Annotated in this window: 22 protein-coding genes and 1 other RNA gene; 12 read left to right on the forward strand and 11 right to left on the reverse strand. The window is 54.5% G+C overall.

The genetic code is table 11. The features are described 5' to 3' along the window. Nucleotides 1-127 precede the first annotated feature (127 nt). Nucleotides 128-2,023 (forward strand): bifunctional tRNA (5-methylaminomethyl-2-thiouridine)(34)-methyltransferase MnmC2/FAD-dependent 5-carboxymethylaminomethyl-2-thiouridine(34) oxidoreductase MnmC1, encoded by a 1,896-nt coding sequence (mnmC, locus tag THINI_RS18745; RefSeq protein ID WP_002710096.1) that lies wholly within the window; start codon nucleotides 128-130, stop codon nucleotides 2,021-2,023. Between the two features lie 6 nt (nucleotides 2,024-2,029). Here the strand turns inward: mnmC and THINI_RS18750 are convergent, their stop codons facing one another. Next, a complete protein-coding gene (locus THINI_RS18750) occupies nucleotides 2,030-2,530 on the reverse strand; it encodes a hypothetical protein (protein ID WP_002710097.1) in 501 nt (166 codons plus the stop codon). After that, nucleotides 2,520-2,963 carry a hypothetical protein gene (locus tag THINI_RS18755; RefSeq protein ID WP_002710098.1) on the reverse strand — a complete coding sequence of 148 codons (444 nt, stop codon included), beginning with the start codon at nucleotides 2,961-2,963 and terminating at the stop codon, nucleotides 2,520-2,522. Before THINI_RS18755 ends, THINI_RS18750 begins: the two co-directional genes overlap by 11 nt. A 271-nt stretch (nucleotides 2,964-3,234) precedes the next feature. Here THINI_RS18755 and THINI_RS18760 point away from each other — a divergent pair, with 271 nt between their 5' ends. Beyond that, nucleotides 3,235-3,897 carry a c-type cytochrome gene (locus tag THINI_RS18760; RefSeq protein ID WP_002710099.1) on the forward strand — a complete coding sequence of 221 codons (663 nt, stop codon included), beginning with the start codon at nucleotides 3,235-3,237 and terminating at the stop codon, nucleotides 3,895-3,897. 294 nt (nucleotides 3,898-4,191) lie between these two features. On the opposite strand, the gene THINI_RS24545 is transcribed toward THINI_RS18760, so the two are convergent. Continuing rightward, nucleotides 4,192-4,764, reverse strand: coding sequence for a hypothetical protein (locus tag THINI_RS24545; protein WP_002710100.1), 573 nt, complete (start codon nucleotides 4,762-4,764; stop codon nucleotides 4,192-4,194). A 169-nt stretch (nucleotides 4,765-4,933) separates the two neighbouring features. Here THINI_RS24545 and ssrA point away from each other — a divergent pair. After that, nucleotides 4,934-5,300: a transfer-messenger RNA gene (gene ssrA / locus THINI_RS24550) on the forward strand. 165 nt (nucleotides 5,301-5,465) lie between these two features. After that, on the forward strand, nucleotides 5,466-6,689 hold the full coding sequence (locus tag THINI_RS18770) for a tyrosine-type recombinase/integrase (protein ID WP_002710101.1): 1,224 nt from the start codon (nucleotides 5,466-5,468) through the stop codon (nucleotides 6,687-6,689). A gap of 278 nt (nucleotides 6,690-6,967) precedes the next feature. Here the strand turns inward: THINI_RS18770 and tnpC are convergent, their stop codons facing one another. The 5 genes from tnpC to THINI_RS18790 all read right to left on the reverse strand — a co-directional run bounded on the left by tnpC (nucleotide 6,968) and on the right by THINI_RS18790 (nucleotide 10,451). Beyond that, nucleotides 6,968-8,593 carry an IS66 family transposase gene (gene tnpC / locus THINI_RS18775; RefSeq protein ID WP_002707094.1) on the reverse strand — a complete coding sequence of 542 codons (1,626 nt, stop codon included), beginning with the start codon at nucleotides 8,591-8,593 and terminating at the stop codon, nucleotides 6,968-6,970. A gap of 35 nt (nucleotides 8,594-8,628) precedes the next feature. Next, complete coding sequence (gene tnpB / locus THINI_RS25805) at nucleotides 8,629-8,997, reverse strand: IS66 family insertion sequence element accessory protein TnpB (protein WP_002706841.1); 369 nt, start codon at nucleotides 8,995-8,997, stop codon at nucleotides 8,629-8,631. Continuing rightward, complete coding sequence (tnpA, locus tag THINI_RS25810) at nucleotides 8,997-9,344, reverse strand: IS66 family insertion sequence element accessory protein TnpA (protein WP_002706643.1); 348 nt, start codon at nucleotides 9,342-9,344, stop codon at nucleotides 8,997-8,999. The genes tnpB and tnpA overlap by 1 nt, the downstream gene beginning before the upstream one ends. Before the next feature lie 46 nt (nucleotides 9,345-9,390). Continuing rightward, nucleotides 9,391-9,639 (reverse strand): DUF4236 domain-containing protein, encoded by a 249-nt coding sequence (locus THINI_RS27390; protein WP_002710102.1) that lies wholly within the window; start codon nucleotides 9,637-9,639, stop codon nucleotides 9,391-9,393. Between the two features lie 512 nt (nucleotides 9,640-10,151). Further along, a complete protein-coding gene (locus tag THINI_RS18790) occupies nucleotides 10,152-10,451 on the reverse strand; it encodes a TraY domain-containing protein (RefSeq protein WP_002710103.1) in 300 nt (99 codons plus the stop codon). 214 nt (nucleotides 10,452-10,665) lie between these two features. Here THINI_RS18790 and THINI_RS18795 point away from each other — a divergent pair, with 214 nt between their 5' ends. The 8 genes from THINI_RS18795 to THINI_RS18830 all read left to right on the forward strand — a co-directional run bounded on the left by THINI_RS18795 (nucleotide 10,666) and on the right by THINI_RS18830 (nucleotide 15,498). Next, nucleotides 10,666-10,848 (forward strand): hypothetical protein, encoded by a 183-nt coding sequence (locus THINI_RS18795; RefSeq protein ID WP_002710104.1) that lies wholly within the window; start codon nucleotides 10,666-10,668, stop codon nucleotides 10,846-10,848. A gap of 218 nt (nucleotides 10,849-11,066) precedes the next feature. Then, entirely contained in the window at nucleotides 11,067-11,255 is a 189-nt protein-coding gene (locus tag THINI_RS18800) for a helix-turn-helix transcriptional regulator (RefSeq protein WP_002710105.1), read from the forward strand. Beyond that, the gene (locus THINI_RS18805) at nucleotides 11,252-12,163 is read left to right on the forward strand and encodes a toprim domain-containing protein (RefSeq protein ID WP_002710106.1); all 912 of its coding nucleotides are present in this window, start codon (nucleotides 11,252-11,254) and stop codon (nucleotides 12,161-12,163) included. Before THINI_RS18800 ends, THINI_RS18805 begins: the two co-directional genes overlap by 4 nt. Then, on the forward strand, nucleotides 12,160-13,704 hold the full coding sequence (locus THINI_RS18810) for a YfjI family protein (protein WP_002710107.1): 1,545 nt from the start codon (nucleotides 12,160-12,162) through the stop codon (nucleotides 13,702-13,704). Before THINI_RS18805 ends, THINI_RS18810 begins: the two co-directional genes overlap by 4 nt. Then, nucleotides 13,701-13,955, forward strand: a complete 255-nt coding sequence (locus THINI_RS18815; RefSeq protein ID WP_002710108.1) for a hypothetical protein — start codon at nucleotides 13,701-13,703, stop codon at nucleotides 13,953-13,955. The genes THINI_RS18810 and THINI_RS18815 overlap by 4 nt, the downstream gene beginning before the upstream one ends. A gap of 70 nt (nucleotides 13,956-14,025) precedes the next feature. Beyond that, complete coding sequence (locus tag THINI_RS18820; protein WP_002710109.1) at nucleotides 14,026-14,373, forward strand: hypothetical protein; 348 nt, start codon at nucleotides 14,026-14,028, stop codon at nucleotides 14,371-14,373. A gap of 687 nt (nucleotides 14,374-15,060) precedes the next feature. Beyond that, nucleotides 15,061-15,261, forward strand: a complete 201-nt coding sequence (locus THINI_RS18825) for a hypothetical protein (protein ID WP_002710110.1) — start codon at nucleotides 15,061-15,063, stop codon at nucleotides 15,259-15,261. Between the two features lie 15 nt (nucleotides 15,262-15,276). Continuing rightward, complete coding sequence (locus tag THINI_RS18830; RefSeq protein ID WP_002710111.1) at nucleotides 15,277-15,498, forward strand: hypothetical protein; 222 nt, start codon at nucleotides 15,277-15,279, stop codon at nucleotides 15,496-15,498. Between the two features lie 558 nt (nucleotides 15,499-16,056). Here THINI_RS18830 and THINI_RS18835 read toward each other — a convergent pair. The 3 genes from THINI_RS18835 to THINI_RS18845 are packed head-to-tail and all read right to left on the reverse strand — an operon-like array spanning nucleotide 16,057 to nucleotide 18,446. Further along, nucleotides 16,057-16,704, reverse strand: a complete 648-nt coding sequence (locus tag THINI_RS18835) for a GNAT family N-acetyltransferase (protein WP_002710112.1) — start codon at nucleotides 16,702-16,704, stop codon at nucleotides 16,057-16,059. 34 nt (nucleotides 16,705-16,738) lie between these two features. Then, nucleotides 16,739-17,272 carry a phosphatase PAP2 family protein gene (locus tag THINI_RS18840; protein ID WP_002710113.1) on the reverse strand — a complete coding sequence of 178 codons (534 nt, stop codon included), beginning with the start codon at nucleotides 17,270-17,272 and terminating at the stop codon, nucleotides 16,739-16,741. After that, on the reverse strand, nucleotides 17,250-18,446 hold the full coding sequence (locus THINI_RS18845) for a glycosyltransferase family 4 protein (RefSeq protein WP_002710114.1): 1,197 nt from the start codon (nucleotides 18,444-18,446) through the stop codon (nucleotides 17,250-17,252). Before THINI_RS18845 ends, THINI_RS18840 begins: the two co-directional genes overlap by 23 nt. Nucleotides 18,447-18,489: the final 43 nt, after the last annotated feature.

Below are 18,489 nucleotides of genomic sequence, written 5' to 3' on the forward strand. Positions count from 1 at the left end.
CGTGCTGCTGACACCGCCTGCCGTTGCGTAGGCAAACTGAAAAGCCCGGCATTCAATCCCCTGAATGTCGGGCTTTTTTATTGCCCACAGTGTTGTCCCGCAATCCGGAACAGTATACTGCGGTGCTATGCAAGAACTTGTTCCCGCCCACATCCAGCTTGATGCCACTGGCACGCCGTATGCGCCTGCATTCGCTGATTGCTATTTTTCCCGTCAGGATGGTTTGGCGGAAACCCGGCATGTATTTCTGCAAGGCAACCACCTGCCCCAACGCTGGCAGGGCAGGGAGCAGTTCGTTATTGCCGAAACCGGCTTTGGTGCCGGGTTGAATTTTCTCGCAACCTGGCAGGCATGGCAGGTTGACCCGCAGCGTTGTGGGCGCTTGCACTTCATTTCCATCGAAAAACACCCCATCACCAAAAACACCTTGCGGGAGTTGCTGGCAGCCTGGCCGGAACTGCAAACGTTTGCCGCTGAACTTTTGGAAAATTATCCACCACTGGTGACGGGCTTCCACCGCCTGCGTCTGGCGCAGGGGCGTATTACCCTGACCCTGTGCTTCATGGATGTACAGGCGGCTTTGGCGGAGCTGGTGGCAAAGGTTGATGCCTGGTTTCTGGACGGTTTCGCGCCTGCCCGTAACCCGGCGATGTGGGCACTGCCGGTTATGCAGGCCATTGCTGGCCTCAGCCATACACAAACCACCCTGGCTACGTTCACGGCTGCCAGCGAGGTGCGCCGTCATCTGCAAGCCGCCGGTTTCAGGGTTGAAAAGCACAAGGGGTTTGGTAAAAAGCGCGAAATGTTGGTGGCAAGTTTGCCAGCAGACGGTGGGGTAGGGCGTATTCCCCCTTGGTTCGCGCTACCGGAACCTGTCGGGGATCGCCGTGCAACCATCATCGGCGGTGGCATTGCCGGTTGCCAGATAGCCAACGCATTGGCGCAGCGTGGCTGGCAAGTGACCCTGCTGGAGCGCCATGCCCGTTTGGCGATGGAGGCTTCCGGCAACCGCGCCGGGGTGCTGACGCCGAAACTGACAGCGGAACCGGGCTGGGGCGAAATGTTCTACCGTCAAGCGTTCCTGTATGTTGTCCGCCAAATCCGCCAATTGGTGGAGGATGGCCATGACATCAGCTGGGCGCAGTGCGGGGCATTGCAACTGGCGCATGAGCCGCGCGAAGCCGCCCGCCAGCAGGCTATTCGTGAGCGTGGGCTGACGGAGGATTTTGTACGTATCCTCGACGCTGGGGAGGCTGCTGAGGTTGCCGGTATCCCCTTACCAGCCGGAGCCAGTTATTTCCCGCAGGCAGGTTGGTTGAACCCGGCCAGCTTGTGCGCTGCTCTGGTTGCCCATGACAATATTGAGGTACGCACCTTGACGGAAGCGCAAGCAGTTCCAGCCGCAACGGTTACCCTGCTGGCCAACGGGCGGGAGGCAGACCGGTTTGGGCAAAGCGCTTTCTTGCCATTCATGCCCGTGATGGGGCAGACCAGCCTGGCGCAGGCGTCGGATGTCAGCGCCAGGCTCAAAATTGCCTTGGGGCATGAAGGTTACCTGACGCCAGCCGTGGAAGGGCAGCATGTTTTCGGTGCGACGTTTGTGCGCAAGGTGCGTGATGCGGTATTGGATGCAGGGGCCGATACCTTCAATTACCACCAGCTTGCGCAGCATTTACCTGCGTTTGCAGCATCCCTCGGGCGGCTTGAAAGTGGCCATGCCGCTATCCGCATGACTACGCCTGACCGCTACCCAGTAGTTGGGGCATTGCCGGATGTGGCGTTTTTCCAGACAGCTTATGTCGATTTGCGGCATGGCAGGTTAGGGCAGGCATTTCCTGCGGCACAATACCAACCGGGTTTGTTCATGCTGGCGGGCTTGGGCGCGCGGGGGTTGGTGACCAGTGGTTTGTGCGCGGAGTTGCTGGCGGCGCAACTGAGTGGCGAGCCATTGCCATTGCAGGCAAGCTTGTATGGCAATCTGCACCCGGCGCGGTTTCTGGTACGGCAACTTAAACGCGGGTGAGGCGTTTTACTGTTGTGCTGCGCCAGTTTCGCCCTGGTTGGCGCGCAGCTTGTCGATTTCGCTATCGAGCTGCTCGTTTTTGGCGCTGCTCTGTTCAATGGTTTGTTGCAGGTCGGCGTTCGCCTGTGTCAGTGTTTCCACCTGTTGTAATACCTGTTGCAGGGATTGGCGCATGTTGTTGTAGTGTTCACGCTCAGCCGGGGTCAGTTCTGCCAGTTCGGTATCGCTCAGGCTCGGCAAGGCCAGCGGTGGCGGGGCAGGGGGTGTGGCAGCCGCAGGCTGTGCGGGCGTTACAGGTGGCGCGGGCGTTATTGGAGGTGGTTGAGCCACAACCTGTGCAGGCACTTTGGCAGGCGCGGGGTCTTTGAATGGGCTGGAAAAGACGATCTGTGGTTTCTGTGGTTGTAATGGTTGCAGCTCAGGTGGGAGGTATAGCATGGCAGCGCCTGTTGCCAGCATGATGGTAGCCAGCAGACCAACAATGGTGATGGGATCTTTAGTGGGCATGGGTAAACAGCTTTTGCCACCAGCGACGGCGGCTATTGGGTTGCGGGAGAGCGGCAGGCAGATTGATGGGCGGCATTTTGGATAATATCCAGCCCGGTAGCGGTGGGTTGCCGCTGGAACCGCAAGTCGACCCCAGGTTGTGGGGGTCAAAAACTTTAACGTAGGAAGGTTTGTGCATGTCATCGGCATACACGATGCCGCAATAATCTTCGTCGTGGTCACGGCGCAGCAATTCATCCAGCTCCCGCACAACGCGGTTAAGCGGCTCACCTGCCAGCGCCGTTACGGGTGGTTCCTCCCCGACTGCATAGACGTACCAGCCATTACCGTGATCAGCCAGTACCTGCTTCCACAGTGCGTCAAGTTGATGCCAGCGCAAAATGCCGGAGAAAGAGCCACGGAATGCTTGCAGATAAGGGTGTTCTTCACTCATGGGTAGCAGCCAATCAATTCCAATGTTGCCAGCATAATTCGGTGGTAAGTGATACTCAAGTGTGGCGGGTATTTTTTAAGGCGTGCAATTGACATGGGCTATAGGGGTCAATTACGATATTCGCCCATTGTTATCTGATATATATGACAAGAGAGAGGCAAAAGCAGCGTGGAGATCTATGCTGCCAATCTGGTTCCACAAAGGAAAAACATAATCCTTCCCCCCTATGTTTCAAAATTTCCATTCCAAAAAATCCCAGGAGATGAAATCAATGAAGAAGATTGCCGTTAGTGTATCTGCGCTGTTCTTGGCGCTTGGCGTTCTGAGTGGTTGTGGTGAGAAAAAAGAAGAAGCCCCAAAAGCTGAAGCACCAGCCCAGGAAAGCTCAACAGCCGGCAACGCTATGGATGCGATGAAAGACGCAGCCCAGAGTGCTGGCGATGCCGCTGGACAGGCAATGGATGCAACCAAAGAAGCTGTTGGCGATGCCGCGCAGGCAGCAGGTGATGCCGCTGGACAGGCAATGGATGCAGCCAAAGAAGCTGCTGGTGATGCCGCCCAAGCCGCCGGTGATGCCGCTCAGGCAGCCGGTGATGCTGCTGCCCAGGCAGTCGATGCCACTAAAGAAGCCGCTGGTGATGCCGCTCAGGCAGCCGGTGACGCAGCCCAACAGGCTGCGGCTCCAGCAGGCGCTGTTGATGGCGAAAAAGTCTACCGTGGCCTGTGCTTCAGCTGCCATGATGCTGGTGTTGCTGGTGCACCAAAGCTGGCTGACAAAGCGGCGTGGGAACCTCGCATTGCCACTGGCAATGACGCCATGTACACTAGCGCCCTGAACGGTAAAAATGCCATGCCAGCCAAGGGTGGTAACCCTGCACTGTCTGAAGATGAAGTCAAGGCAGCGGTTGACTGGATGGTTGCCCAATCCAAGTAATTTCAGTCTTGCTTGAAGCAAACGAAAAAGCCCCTTTCAGGGGCTTTTTCTTTGTCTATGTGGCGAATGTACCCATCTCTTATGATAAGAGCAGCGTAACCCCCAAATTCACTATGGATAGCGAAATCAGCAGTAAGATGATTTTATATTCAATGTCCATGAACAGCCCCCCTTTGGCTGATTTTTGTTATTATCAAATGCTGTGCCGGTCAATGATGGTGCGCGAAAACTATCACTCCTCATTAATATCCCCGATCATATTGGTTAGAGAGTGAATAGTTGCTTAACATTTGTTCATTGTGCAGGTGTCGGGGCAGTTGTTTGGGGTTGCACTTGTGCCTGCGCCCGCATTTGCTGTTGCACCTGGTTAAAACTGGGAGCCTGCGCTGCCATTCCATAAGGTGACATCATAGGGTAACCGTATCCGCCCGGCATAGGGGTATACCCATAAGGCGACCCGTAATAACCCGGATAACCGTATCCCCACGGCCCATTGTTGGTGTAGAAGCTGGTATAACCGTAAAGGTTGTTATAGCCAGAACCATAACCGTCACTGTAACTATACAGGTTAGCGGCTGTGTTGCCCTGTCCGCTGCCATACACGTCAGACGCCATATCAGTTCTGCCGCTGCCTTTGAAGGTAACCGCAAAATCAACTGCCCCGTCAGCATCACCTTGCCCGCTTCCCCAGCCATTCACATCACCAGCACCACTGCCGTAGCCTTGGCCGTATGCATCGGTATATCCCTGACCGTTCCCCTGGCTTTGCCCGCTTCCGCTGCCATTATCAAAACCATCGAAGAATTCAGCAGCGGCAATTCCCGTGATACCCATGATTGAAATGAACAATATCAGCTTGCCTTTCATCGTTTTTTCCTCCCTAGCGGCCTCATATTCAAGCTATTCTTTTTCAGCAGAATTGTCCATGGCGTAAGTCAAGCGTGCGGTGGGGTGGATAGTTTCTGTATGATGGAATTGCATGACAGTTTGCTTGTCTGCTTGTATAATGGAAAATTCGCCGATTTTGGCAGATTCCGGGGGCGACTTGGCTTCGACGTGGATCACAAAGTCTGGGGAGCATGCAGTGGGTGTGGTGACCACTTAAACACTAGTCACAAACAATAGTCGCAAACGACGACTCTTACGCTCTCGCCGCTTAATAACCGGTTGAAAGCTGTCTGATCGGTTCTGTGCTTATGCAGGCCGAATATTCAGGCATCATCCAATCATAAGATCGTGAGGGAGGCTCGCCCAAGGCCAAACCACTAAAACAGTATTGGGACAGCCCGTGAGCAGCCTGTCAGTTGGCGGCAATCGGGTTAAACAAACGACTGACTAAGCATGTAGCTGGCCTTCAGATGGAGGGTTTGCGGACGCGGGTTCAATTCCCGCCGCCTCCACCAATTCAGTGAATCATGACGGTTCACAAAGTACCAAAAACCCCTTACAGGCGGCAATCTGTAAGGGGTTTTTGCTTTTTAACGTCCTAAGCAGATTCATGACATCCCAACATTTTGTTGGTATCTTTGTTGGTACTACCACCACAAGCCAAGGGAGATACCAACAATATGAAACGCCTATTGACGGACGCAGCAACAAAGAACGCAAAGCCAACACCAGATGGCAAGCCAAAACGCTACACAGACGGTGGCGGGCTATACCTGCATGTCACCAGTTCCGGGAAATACTGGCGCTACAACTACCGCATGGACGGCAAACAGAAAACTCTTGCCCTTGGAGCTTACCCGGATACAAGCCTGAAACAGGCGCGTGAAGGGCATCAGGCGGCGCGTGAACTGTTGGCGCGTGGTATTGACCCATCAAGCCACAAGCAAGCGGCAAAGGGCGCACGATTGGCAGAGCAAGCAAACAGTTTTGAGGCAGTGGCCTTGGAATGGCATGTGAAGTTTTCCGCAGATCAGGCAGAAAGCCACAGCAGCAGGAACAAGAGAAGGCTGGAAAAGCACGTTTTCCCCTATGTCGGGGGGCGCATCATTGGAGAGATTGAACCACCAGACATACTGGCAGTCTTGCGCAAGATCGAAGAAGCCGGAACGCTGGAAACAGCCCACAGGGTCAAGACTATCATCAGTCAGGTATTCCGCTATGCTGTGGCTACTGGCAGGGCTACCCGTGACCAAACCGCAGACCTGAAAGGCGCATTGCCACCAGCCAAGGGGAAGCACTTTGCAGCCATCACAGACCCGCAGGAAGTCGGGGAACTGTTGCGGGCTATGGATGACTACCGGGGCGCAATGGAAACCCGTATAGCCTTGCAGCTTTCCGCCTACCTGTTCACAAGGCCGGGGGAGTTGCGGCAAATGGAATGGGCAGAGGTGGACACGGTAAAAGCCGTTTGGGTTATCCAGGCAGAGAAAATGAAAGCTGGTAGGGTGCATGTAGTCCCCTTGTGCAGTCAGGCGCTTGCGCTACTGGAAGAAATGAAGCCAATCACGGGCAAGCGGCGCTATGTGTTTCCTTCCCGCACGGATACCAGCAAGCCAATGAGCAACAACACAATCAGGCAGGCATTGCGGCGGCTTGGGTACGATAACGACACCATGACCGCGCACGGATTCAGGGCGCTTGCCAGTACCCGGCTGTATGAAATGGGCTTCCATTCCGACCTGATAGAAAAACAGCTTGCCCATAGTGTTGGTTCTGAGGTGCGCAGGGCATACGACCGCAGCCAACACATTGAACAGCGTACAGCCATGATGCAGACATGGGCTGATTATCTGGATAGCTTGCGGGATGGTGCGCAGGTGATACCGTTCAAACGGGTAGGATAGCCGTAGGCTTTTGACAAGTACCCTTAGAACCATTTTTGAAATAATAACCTACTATTTAAGTAGGTTATTGTGGTGTGACCCATTCCCTTGCTTGGATGTGATTTTCTGAAAACGCCTAGTTATGGCACTGCCAAAACTGACAGAAGCGGATATTGAACATGGTTCAAGTGCTGGCGCTACACATTGCCACGAACAACACACAGATAATCATCAGCATCCAGAAAAGAGCACGCTTTATCAATGTGGCACATCCAGAACGTAAGCGCCGTTAAATCGCCCTACTTGCCCTTGTCAAAAAAAGGGACTTTTTTCGCACATTTCTCCAGCGGCACATTCCATGGCAGGAGGGCCTCCCATTTTTCCAGGGTGTCGGCCTGGGCGATATGCTCCAGCAGATAGCGGATATAGGCATACGGTTCGAGGCCGTTGGCCTTGGCGGTTTCAATCAGGGAATAACAGGCGGCGCTGGCGCGCGCGCCATGCGGGGTGTCGGCAAACAGCCAGGCTTTGCGGCCCACGGCAAAGGGACGGATGGCGTTCTCCGCCAGCACATTGCTGATATGCAGGTCGCCGCGTTGGCAGTAGCCACTCAGGTATTCCCACTGGTTGAGGCAGTATTCCATCGCCTTGCGGGTGAGGCCGCCTTTCATCACCTTGCCGACCTGCGTTTCCAGCCAGGTTTTCAGTTCGTTGAGCAGGGGCACGCTCAACTGCTGGCGCAGGCGGTATTTCTCCGCCGTGTCCAGGCCCTTGATGTTGTCCTCGATGCGGTAGAGCCTGCGGATCATGCCCAGGGCAATATCCGCCAGGGTGGGTTTGCCACGGGCCTGTTTGCCGCCCGCCGCCTTGACGGCCTCCACGAACTTGCGGCGGGCATGGTCCCAGCAGCCAATGCGGGTGATGGCGTTGTTGCGGCACACGGCGGCGTAACCGGAATAGCCGTCGGCCTGGAAAATGCCGTGGAAGTCCATCAGTAGGCGTTCGGGGACGCTCCCCGCCCGGCTGGGGTCGTATTCAAACAAGACCGCCACCTGGTTCGGCGGGCCGCCCCGCACCACCCACATCCATTTGTCGGCCTGGGCGGTTTTGCCGTCCTCCTTCAGCACCTGGATGCGGGTTTCATCGCCTTGCAGGTAAGCGCCGCTGTTCTGGGTTTCGCGCAGCAGGTTGAGCAGGGGTTTGAAGCTGTCCTCCAGACGGATGATCCAGTGGGCCATGCTGCTGCGGCTGAGTTCCGCGCCGTGGCGTTTGAAAATGCCCTCCAGGCGGTACAGGGGCAGGCCATCGGCGTATTTGGCGATGATGACCTGCGTCAGCAGGTTGAGGCTGGCATGGCATTTGCCCAACGGATGGGGCGGACGGGCGGCGGCGACCAGCGTTGGCCCGCCATCTGCCGTTGCCGGGGCGGGATCCTGGCTGGCCCCGGCGGCAAACACGGCTTTTTCCTGCCAGTATTCCAGCACCACCAGTTGCGCCGGGATGTAGTCCAGCTCTTCCTTGACCTTGGTGAAAAACGTGCGGGTCGCCCCGGCTTTTTCCGCATCACCCAACAACAGCTCCACCCGTTGGCGCTTCAGCCCGGGCGGGAAGCCGCGCTGGCGTTGGCTGGGGCGGGGCCTGGCGGGTTCCGCCTCCGGCAGTCGTCCGGCGATGTCCTCCAGCGCGGTTGCCAACTCGGCTTCATCAAACAGGTCAATCTGGAAGGGGAGCTTTTCAGACTGGGCGCTAAACCGCTGTATTTTGGCCAGGCGCAGCATTTCTTCCAGGAGCTGGATATGGTGGTCACGCTGTTTCAGGACGGCGGCAAATTCCGCCTCTTGCTGCGCCAGCAACTGGCGCAGGCGGGCAGCGTCCAGGTCGCTATGGGATGTGGTTTTGGGGGCTGGCGGCGGTGCTAAATCCATGGGTTAAATGATAACAAAATCATCAGGATAAGTCGCTAAAACAGCGCCCCGTAGCACAACTTTTTATGCCCTTTGAGCAGGCTGATGTCATAACCGTCCAGCAGCCAGTTGATCTGCTGGGCCGTCAGCGCCATCACCCCGCCATCCCCCGTTTGCGGCCAATGGAACTTCTCTTCCGCCAGGGCTTTGTAATACAGCACAAAGCCATTGTCTTCCCAATACAGGCATTTGATTTTCGTGCGCTGGCGGTTGGTGAAGGCGTACAGCGCCCCGGCAAACGGGTCGTGGCCCAATTCCTGCGCCACGATCGCCGCCAGCCCCTGGGCGGCCTTGCGGAAATCAATGGGCGGGCGGTAAAGGTAAATGTCCGGCATCTCCCCGGCGGGGCGGAAATAACGGGCCATTACAACTGCCCCAGCAACCGGCGCAGCAAGGCCACATTGCCGGGGTGGATATTCCTGATCACCAGGCCATTCGGCAGGGACAGCTCCAGGCCATCGCCCGTCCGGGCGTCTGTCCCCGGCTGCGCCGGGCGGACAGTCACGAAACCGGAAGGCTCTGGCAATACCGGGCGTTTGCCATCCCCGGGCGGCTTGCCCGCCGTACCGCATAATTTGCGCCGCCAGTAGACAAAGCCGTGGTAACTCAACTGTTCCTGTTCACAATACTGGACTCCGGAAAGGCCGGAGGACTGGAAGCGTTGGAGCTGGGCTTGCCAGTACGCCAGACGCCCATCTTGACCTGGATTCATCGTGTTCTCCCATGCAATCTGTTGCTGATGGGCTGAGTGTCCGGGATTACGTGGGGCGCTGAAAGGAGGGGGATTTAGAAGCGCTTACTCCAGAACCCGCACCATGACCGGCGCTGATGATATTGCCAGAGTACGATAGGCCAGAACCTGGAATGCTTGCGGTTCCACGAATTCCACGCCTACCGGCGTTTACCGTAAGGCCGTTACCGCCTATGGTTGTACTTGCGCCGCGATGGGTGATATTAAGGCGCATACCCGGCATGATTGAAAAACTTTTGCGAAATCGAAACCCCATAGAATTAGCCCTATTGTTGTTATTTGATTGGTGAACCAAAACTATCCAACAGTTTGTTGGCAAGCAATCAGATTCAGATATTTGGATGTACCACTACCCCGCTTTGGTGTGTCGGATGTGTACCACTATCCCGTTTTGACGTACCACTAAGCGAATAAAGCAGAACAAAATATGCAGGTATTTAACGGCTAATAATTCAGTGTGAAACCCGACATTAACCCGGCGTCCTACCCGGCTTTTTTGTGCAACCCGGCGTTAACCCGATGTCATGCCCGATTCAAAAAGCGTCCTACCCGGTGTGCAACCCGACCGAAAAAGTGTGTAACCCGGTGTGCAACCCGGCGTGCAATCATATTAATTAAGAATTAATATTTTTACTGTTAATTATCTTGCAGTTAATCAGCATGGAAAGGGGTTTTTAATGTTGAAGGTGTACCACTAGACCATTCAAAACGTACCACTACCGTACCACTAGACCGCAAAAGTAAAACGATGGTGTGCCACTTGAACTATTACAGCGTGTCACTGGTGCGCCTCTCCAATTCCTCAACACGCCCCCGCAGTTCTTCCAGCATCATGAACAGTTCCTTGCTTGATGGCGTGGGGGTGCTTGCCGTTGTGTGTTTCGCCTGCATGATCGGGGCAAGTTGCGCGGCAAGTGATAACGGTTCATCGTGAAAAGTGCTTTCCAGTCTGGCGCTTATTTCAGCGGGAAGCGTTCTGCCTGTGATCTTTGCGGCCTCTTCCAGCTTTGCCCGCAATTCTGGCGCAAGCCGGATGGAATACGGTGGCGGTCTGTTGTCTGTTGTCATGCTGTCTACTCTTGTTGTGGGCGGATATGCCATGTTCCCGCCTTTTTGCCCGAAATTGCCCATTACGCAGCCATTACGGGGGTATTACGGCGGGTTCGTGCATATTGCTATGGTATGCAAATGTATTCAAGGGGATGATTACGCGCTACATTGTATTACCATTTCTTGTGTGGTATGCTTTTGTATTACCAATAAGCATAGGAGAAAACATCAGATGAAACAGCAAACCAAACGTGCCGCACCTCGTTCAATTCGCATTGATTCGGCACTGGAAGCGTGGATAGTGGAGCGAGCAAAGCAGGGTGACAGATCGGTGAATGCTGAAATCAACCGGGCGCTTAGAACCATCAAGGCACTGGAAGAAAGGAAGGCACAGGCGCAAAAATCAGCAGCGTAACGGCTTGAAACTTTATGATTCTTATTAGAGCGTGATAAGCTTAAAAATGGTAGGCACAAAAAAGCCGACTATTACCAGTAGTCGGCTTCCTGCTTGCCAGATTGTTATCAGGGTAATACCCGGATACCAGCAGAATAAGAACTTGATACCTCTTATTGCTGGAATTCTAGGACATTACCAAAAAGTTGTAAATCTTTTTTTTACATGCGAGGTAATCCATGAATACGGCTTCAATTTCCAGACTGAAAGACGTTATTGCACAGACAGGGCTTTCAAAATCCACCATCTACCGACTTGAAGCGGCTGGTAAATTCCCGGCGCGGGTCAAGATCGGGCTGCGTGCTGTCGGCTGGAAGTCGGCAGACATTCAGGCATTTATCAACGGATTGCAGGGGGCGCAACAATGAAACACGCCCCCAAAAGTACCGGGGAAATGCTGGATTCCCTGCGTTCTGCCATGCTTGCAGCCATTGGCAACGCCCCCGCAACCCTCCAAGCTACTGGCAAGCTGGAACGGTTCGATACTGCTAGACGTGGCGATAAAGCGGGCTGGTATGCCTGCCACCTGACACGCTGGGGCATGGTTGCCCGCTTTGGTGATTGGCGGGAAGGTTACGCCCACAAGTGGAGTTCATTCGAGGAAAGCAGCCTTTCACGGTCTGACCTTGCAGAACTGAAACGCATCCAGCACCAGCAGGAACAGGAACGGCAGGCGGAACAATCCAGACGGCAGAACGCGGCGCGGGATAAAGCCATTTCAATCTGGTGTAATGCGGAACCGGCAGGCCATACGCACCCCTACCTAGAGCGGAAACAGGTACAGGCGCATGGTATCCGGCAATCTTTGGGCAATCTGGTTATTCCGATTACCGACCTTTCGGGCAACCTGCATAACCTACAAATCATCAAGCCAGACGGAGCAAAGCGTTTTCTGAAAGGTGGGCGCAAACGTGGTTTATCCTTCCTGTTTGGTGAGCTGGCAGGCGCACACGGCGTTATCATCTGCGAAGGCTGGGCAACCGGTGCAAGCCTGCATGAAGCCTACCGATTGCCTGTATTGGTGGCTTTTGATGCTGGAAGCCTGCTACCCGTGGCGCAAGCATTCCGGCGGCGGTTCCTGAATATCCCTATAACCCTATGCGCGGATAATGACCGCAAAACACCGGGCAACCCCGGATTAACCAAAGCAAGGGAAGTATCCGCGCAAGTCCCCGGCGTTACGTTGATTGTCCCTGAGTTCACGGATAACGCCCCCTTGTCCCTTTCGGACTTCAATGACGCGGTGAACTTCTACCGGCTGGGGGTGGCGGCATGAAACCGGCGCACTCTTTGGAAGTCCTGCCATTCATCAGGACGGAACAGGCGGGAACAGATTTTCCAGCACCGCAGAAACTACCCTCAGACCTGCCAGCAGTACATAGGCTTGATTATGACTGGTTGCCGCCGCTTGTCCGTGGTTATGTGCAGGATGTTTCGGAGCGGATGAACTGCCCGCCTGATTATGTGGCTGTATCGGTACTGGCTGGGCTGGCTACCGTTATAGGGCGAAAGATCGGTGTAAGGCCACAAGAAAACACCGATTGGACGGAAACCGCCAACCTTTGGGCGCTGGTGATCGGCAGGCCAGGGGTTATGAAATCCCCATCCATGTCGGCAGCACTCAAACCACTGAAAGCATTAATTGCCCGTGCAAATGCAGAACATCAGCAGAATGCAGCACAACACAAGGCTGATGCCTTGGTTAGGGATATGCGGGCGAAGGCGGCGCAAGCGCAAGCACAGAAGACACTATTGAAAGACCCAAACGCGGCGCTTGATGTGTCGGCATTCATGGCGGAAGACATGGAAGCACCAACGCCTAAACGCTACATGGTGCAGGACACCACCCCAGAAGCCTTGCTTGAAGTGTTGCGCACCAATGACAACGGCGTGATGGTTTACCGGGATGAACTGGTGGGCTTGCTCAAGGGCATGGAGCGGGAGGATAGGGCAGAGCAACGGGCGCTATTCTTGACTGGCTGGAACGGTAACGACTCGTTCACCAGTGACCGTATTACACGTGGCCTGAACCTGCATGTTGAGGCCGTGACCATTTCCATGCTGGGGGCGACACAACCCGGCAAAATTGCCAGCTACGTGAATCAGGCTATCAAGGGTGGGGATGGTGATGACGGCCTGTTACAGCGTTTCAGTCTTGCTGTATGGCCTGACTTGCAGGATTACAAAGAAGTTGACCGACAGCCAGACAGGGAAAAGGCAAGGGAGATTAACCACCTGTTTTCCTATCTGGATGAATTGCAATCACAGGAAGTAGACGCCGAACAAGACACCGACCATGAAGGAAACCCGGACGGCCTGCCTTATCTGAGATTTGATGCTGAAGCTATCGAGATTTTCAGGGATTGGCGGCATGACTTAGAGCGGCGCTTGCGTAGTGATGAACTGCACCCGGCGTTTGAATCCCATCTGTCCAAGTACCGGAAAATGGTTCCTGCATTGGCACTTATTCTGCACCTTGCGACAAAGGGGCGCGGCAAGATCGGTAGAAGGCCGTTACTTATGGCTCTATCACTGGCTGGCTACTTTGAGAGTCACGCAAACCGACTATATGCCAGCGTGAACATGCCGGAAGTGACCGCAGCAAAGGCAATTCTAAGCAAGGTAAAAGCGGGCAACCTTCCCGAACAATTCACGGCGCGGGATATTTACCGGAAGCAATGGAGCGGATTAGGCAACAAATCCGACATTGAAACCGGGCTGGATATGCTGACAGATTACGGCTGGCTTATTGATTCCGAAGAATTGACAGGCGGTAGACCAAAAACCACGTATGCACTGAATCCGAGGGCGGCATGATGGCGAACTATGCAAAGTATCAGCAAATGCTGAAAGCGGACGTGCACGGTGGGGGGCAGGTAGCGCCCCATTTTGTCAGTTTTGGCAGTAGGGTAACTGGGCATTCTAAAGAAGTATCCAGCGAAGAATGGCGGGAAGCCTTCGAGGAAAGAGCCGCCATAATGGAATATTCAGGCGGATTGCCAAAGCATGAAGCGGAACGACAAGCGCGGGTTATCTGCCTCGCAGAGTTCCGCAACCGTAAGCGATAACCACCACCAGAGCCGGGAATGTTCCCGGCTTTCTTCCCTCTAAAATAGAGGAAAAAAAGAGGAACTAACCATGATCGGAACAGGAAACGGCGAAAGCTCAAAAGTGACACAGTTCAAACCCGGACGGGCAAAGACCGGGGGGCGCAAGGCAGGCACTACCAACAAAATCAGCGCAAGCGTGAAAGAGCGGGCAAGCCTATATGTGGATGATGCGCTGAATGCCCTTGTGGAGATTGCCACAGACCCGCAGCAACCGGCAGAGGCGCGGGTAGCGGCTGGCAAGGAAATACTGGATAGGGCAGACGGCAGACCGGCGCAACGGATTGAAACAACCATTACGGACGCCACAGAAAGCAAATACGATGATCTAGCTACCAAAATTCGGGAAGAATTTATGGGGAAGTACGGGAAAGACTAGCCAATAACTACCGCTTGTCGGGAATTTTCAGAGGTTCCCGGCAAGCTGTAGAACTAACATTTACGCCCCCCACATACAGCAAGACAAGGCAGAGCAAGGCATTCAAGCCGCAACCTAGCCAAAACCCGCAGTTATCACCTTCCATATGTAAACTTTTCATTTGCAAAAATCATAATAAATGTAACTTATGTTTAACATGATAGGGCGGCATAATACACCCATAGCGCAACGGAACAGGCAGCAAGGCGCAAAAGAACTAGAACGGCTTGCCATTTGGTTGACTTCCCGAAAGGTTCACGTTTTGGCGTGATGGGTGGATAGGGTTTCAGACTGGCTGCAATGGCAGGCAGCACAAAGCAGGAAGATACCCGACCATTCCATGAAGTCCCTTACTGGCAGGCTGTAAGACCGGAGGAAGCGGCGGAACCGCAACAAATAGCACGGCAATGACGCCACCAAATAGAAGGCTGTAGCGACTGCCTGAGAACTGTCAGGCTACGCATTCAGAGCAAGGAAGGACGCTACCCAGAGCCGGGCAAGGCTTATACCCAGCACCGGGCAAGGTGTAAAAAGAGGTATCACGTGAAGGCGACACGCTCCCCATATTGGGAAACGCCAGGACGGAACGGCTGGGGGGTTATCCTTCCAGCCAACAATGAAACAACAAACTGATAGAGGTATTTCGATATGAAAAACGTATTAGACCTGCACAACCTGCAAATAATCGCTGGCATTGCTGCAAAAGCTAGCTTTGAAGAAAACATAAACATGGCAGAAGCTCATATTGTATTTGAGCTGATTGAACGAAGCCTTTATGCAATCAACTGCCCTGATGAACGAAGCCTTTATGCAATCAACAACCCTGAACCCAACAACACAACAAACTGATAGAGGTATTTCGATATGAATGCTGTTTTTACTTTCCGGGCGTTCACCCCTGACATGGAAACATACCGCTTCAAGCAAGCCTTGCGCAGTCCAGCGCTGGCGCTGGTGGTAATGCGCCGCTACGTTCGGGAATATGCAGAACAGGGCTTGTATTCCCACATTACTTGCAACCTGCCAACCGGCGGACGTGCCAAGTGTTCAAACCGTGGGGGCGTGGCATTTGTGCAGGTCTGGTAATCAAGACATGATCAAGAAAGGCCGGGGCATTGTTCCCGGCTTTTTTGTTGGTATCAGGTCAGTAATAGGCTTCATGTACCAACAAAAGCACCAACTATTCAGGGCTTGCAAAGTATCTTTTGTCAGTTTTGGCAGTAGGGTAACTGGGCATTTCTGAATTATCCCCCCGCTTGTCTGATTGCTTTTATTGTTTCCTTGTGTGGAATTTTCCACCTGTTGCAACGGTAGAGGCTTCCTGATGATGGTACTTTTGTTGGTATTGGGCAGTTTTGAATATGGAATTATCATTATTATTCATTGGCTTATTATCTGAATTCATTGGTCGCCGCCTCAGTGAATCATGACGGTTCACAAAGTACCAAAAACCCCTTACAGGCGGCAATCTGTAAGGGGTTTTCTGTTTCATGGTGTCTTGACGTATCCCACGTTTATGTGGGTAATCTTGTGGGTGTCGTGAATTCATCGAGTTTGTGCTGGGCCACTACGTCGATGAGGGCGGGCTTGTGCCCGACAAGCTGAAAACCTTCATTGACCTTAAGAACGGGTTGTCGAGATGTGCTACCCTGCATGATGTGTCAGGTAGGAAGGTAAGGTCACCATTATGCTTGGCAGGTTGTTGCCTTGTTGCATCCGCGCTTCCAGCCCCTGTTTTGCCAGCCCCCATTCGGTATCCAGAATGCTGTAAATGGCGGTGTCGCGGATTACCCCGTCCGGCATGACGGCACTGCGGCGGAGTATGCCTTCCAGCACTGCCCCCATCTTTTCCAGCGATTGGCGTGAGCGCCTGTTGCGGATGTCGGTCTTGAACTGCACCCGTAAAATGCCAAAAGTTTCAAACGCATGGCGCAATAGCAGGTATTTGCTTTCCAGATTGACACCACTGCGCTGGTGTTCAGTGGCGTACCAGGTAGCACCGATTTCCAGTTTCATGTGTTTCATGCAGATGTCGCGGAAGCGGGTGCTGCCGATGGCCTTGCCGGATTGTTGGTGGATAACGGCAAACGGCAGGTCGGTGCCGGCCTCGCGTAGGCGGATGGCGTTGCCGATGAAACTTTCCATGTGTTGCGGCTCTGCCAGGTTGCCGTAAAACATGTATTGCCACAGCTGTTCATCGCGGGCTGCTTCCAGCAAATCGGGTATATGCCACTTGTTGAGTGGTTCGAGGCGCACTAGTCGCCCCTCCAGGGTTACTGGCTGCAAAGTCATGGCGAAACTCCTTGAGCTGGAGAAGAAACACCGCTTAGAACAGATAAGGCAACAGCAGGAAACTGCCCTGTGCCAACCCCACCCCCAGACATGCGCCGATCAACACGTCGCTAGGGTAATGCAGCCCCAGGATCACCCGTGACAAAGCCACCAGCGCGGCAAACGGAACCACCAGCACCGCCCATTCCGGGTAATAGTGCAGCAGCACCGTACTGAAACCAACCGCGTGTAAGGTGTGGCCGGAAGGGAAGCTGAACTGGTCCAGCGCCGCCACATTCCGGAAAATATGGCCGTTATGGCGGTAAGGGCGCACCCGTTCGGTTGAAGTTTTCAGCCATTTGTAAACGGTCAGCCCGGCCAGCGCCACCAGCCCCATGTGCAGGGAAACCTGTGCTGCTTCCCAGCCGTAAATCAACGGCAGCATCAGCATCAACACATACCAGAACACGCCATCACCGAGGCGGCTGATCACAGCAAAAAACAGGCTGACCGGTTTCCAGTGGTTGACCTGGTTGAACAGCAGGCACAATGGAATTTCACGGTCGTTAAGCTGATGTAACAGTTTCATGGCTCACCTCGTGAAGGACAGTTTGGATGGTGTTGTGCAGGCGCTGTACGACCTTTTCCCAGCTCAGGTTGTGGGCAGTTTGGGTCGCGGCGATGCCCATACGCTGGCGTAAAGCGGCATCCTGCGCCAATGTAGCGCTGGCTTGGATGAAGGCATCATTATCTTCCAGCAGCACCGCCATGCCGTTTTCGCCGCTGCGGATGTGCTCGCGGGCGGCGGCGTAATCGAAAGTCACCACCGGCAGGCCGCTGGCCATCGCTTCCATGATGACATTGCCGAAGGTTTCGCTGGTGCTGGGGTAAAGGAACAGGTCGCCGCTGGCGAAATGCTCCGCCAGTTCCACGCCCCGGCGCATCCCGGCGAACAGGCAGTCGGGGTGTTGTTCCTGCAAACGCCTGCGCTCAGGGCCGTCACCGACCAGCAGGAAACGCGCCTCCGGCACAACCTGCTGGATGGTGCGGAAAGCGGCAAACGCCAGATCCAGGTTTTTTTCCTGCGCCATGCGTGTCACCAATGTGACCAGCAACTGCTCGGGCTGGATGCCGAGTTGCGCCCGCAGTTGTGGGCTGCGGCGTTGTGGGTTGAACAGTTCTGCGTCGATGCCCCGGGCGAGGATGTCGAGCTTTTCATAGCCGGTGGCGGCCAGTTGCTGGCTGAGTTCACGGGTTGGCACCAGCGTGACCAGGGTCTGGTTATGGACGTGGCGCAAATAGCGCTTGGCCAGGTTGAAAAAACTGCTGAGGCGGTAGTAGCGGCTGTACTGGTCAAAATTGGTGTGGAAATCACTGATGACCGGGATACCGAGTTTCTTGGCTGCCTTCATCGCCGAATAGCCGAGCGGGCCTTCGGTGACAATTTGTACGATGTCGGGACGCTGCTTTTTCCACTGGCGCTTGAGGGCGTTGTATTGTGGGAAACCGAGGCGGACTTCCTTGTAAAACGGCAGAGCCAGGCCATTGACCAGGTATTCCTGAAAACCTTCTGCATGGGTGGGGCGTTCGCGCGGTTGTTGTCGCGGGCGTACCAGCTGGATGTGGTAGCCGCCATGGCTACGCAAACCCTCCACCAGCCGGTAGATGGTGTTGGCAACGCCATTGACTTCCGGTGGCCAGGTTTCGGTGACCACTGCCAGCCGGGTGTTGTTGTGGATGAGTTTGAGGTTGGGGGCAGTCACAATTACACAATCTTACAAAGAACATAACCCTGATTTTGCAGGG

The sequence above is a fragment of the Thiothrix nivea DSM 5205 genome (genome assembly GCF_000260135.1).
GTDB classification, from domain to species: domain Bacteria; phylum Pseudomonadota; class Gammaproteobacteria; order Thiotrichales; family Thiotrichaceae; genus Thiothrix; species Thiothrix nivea.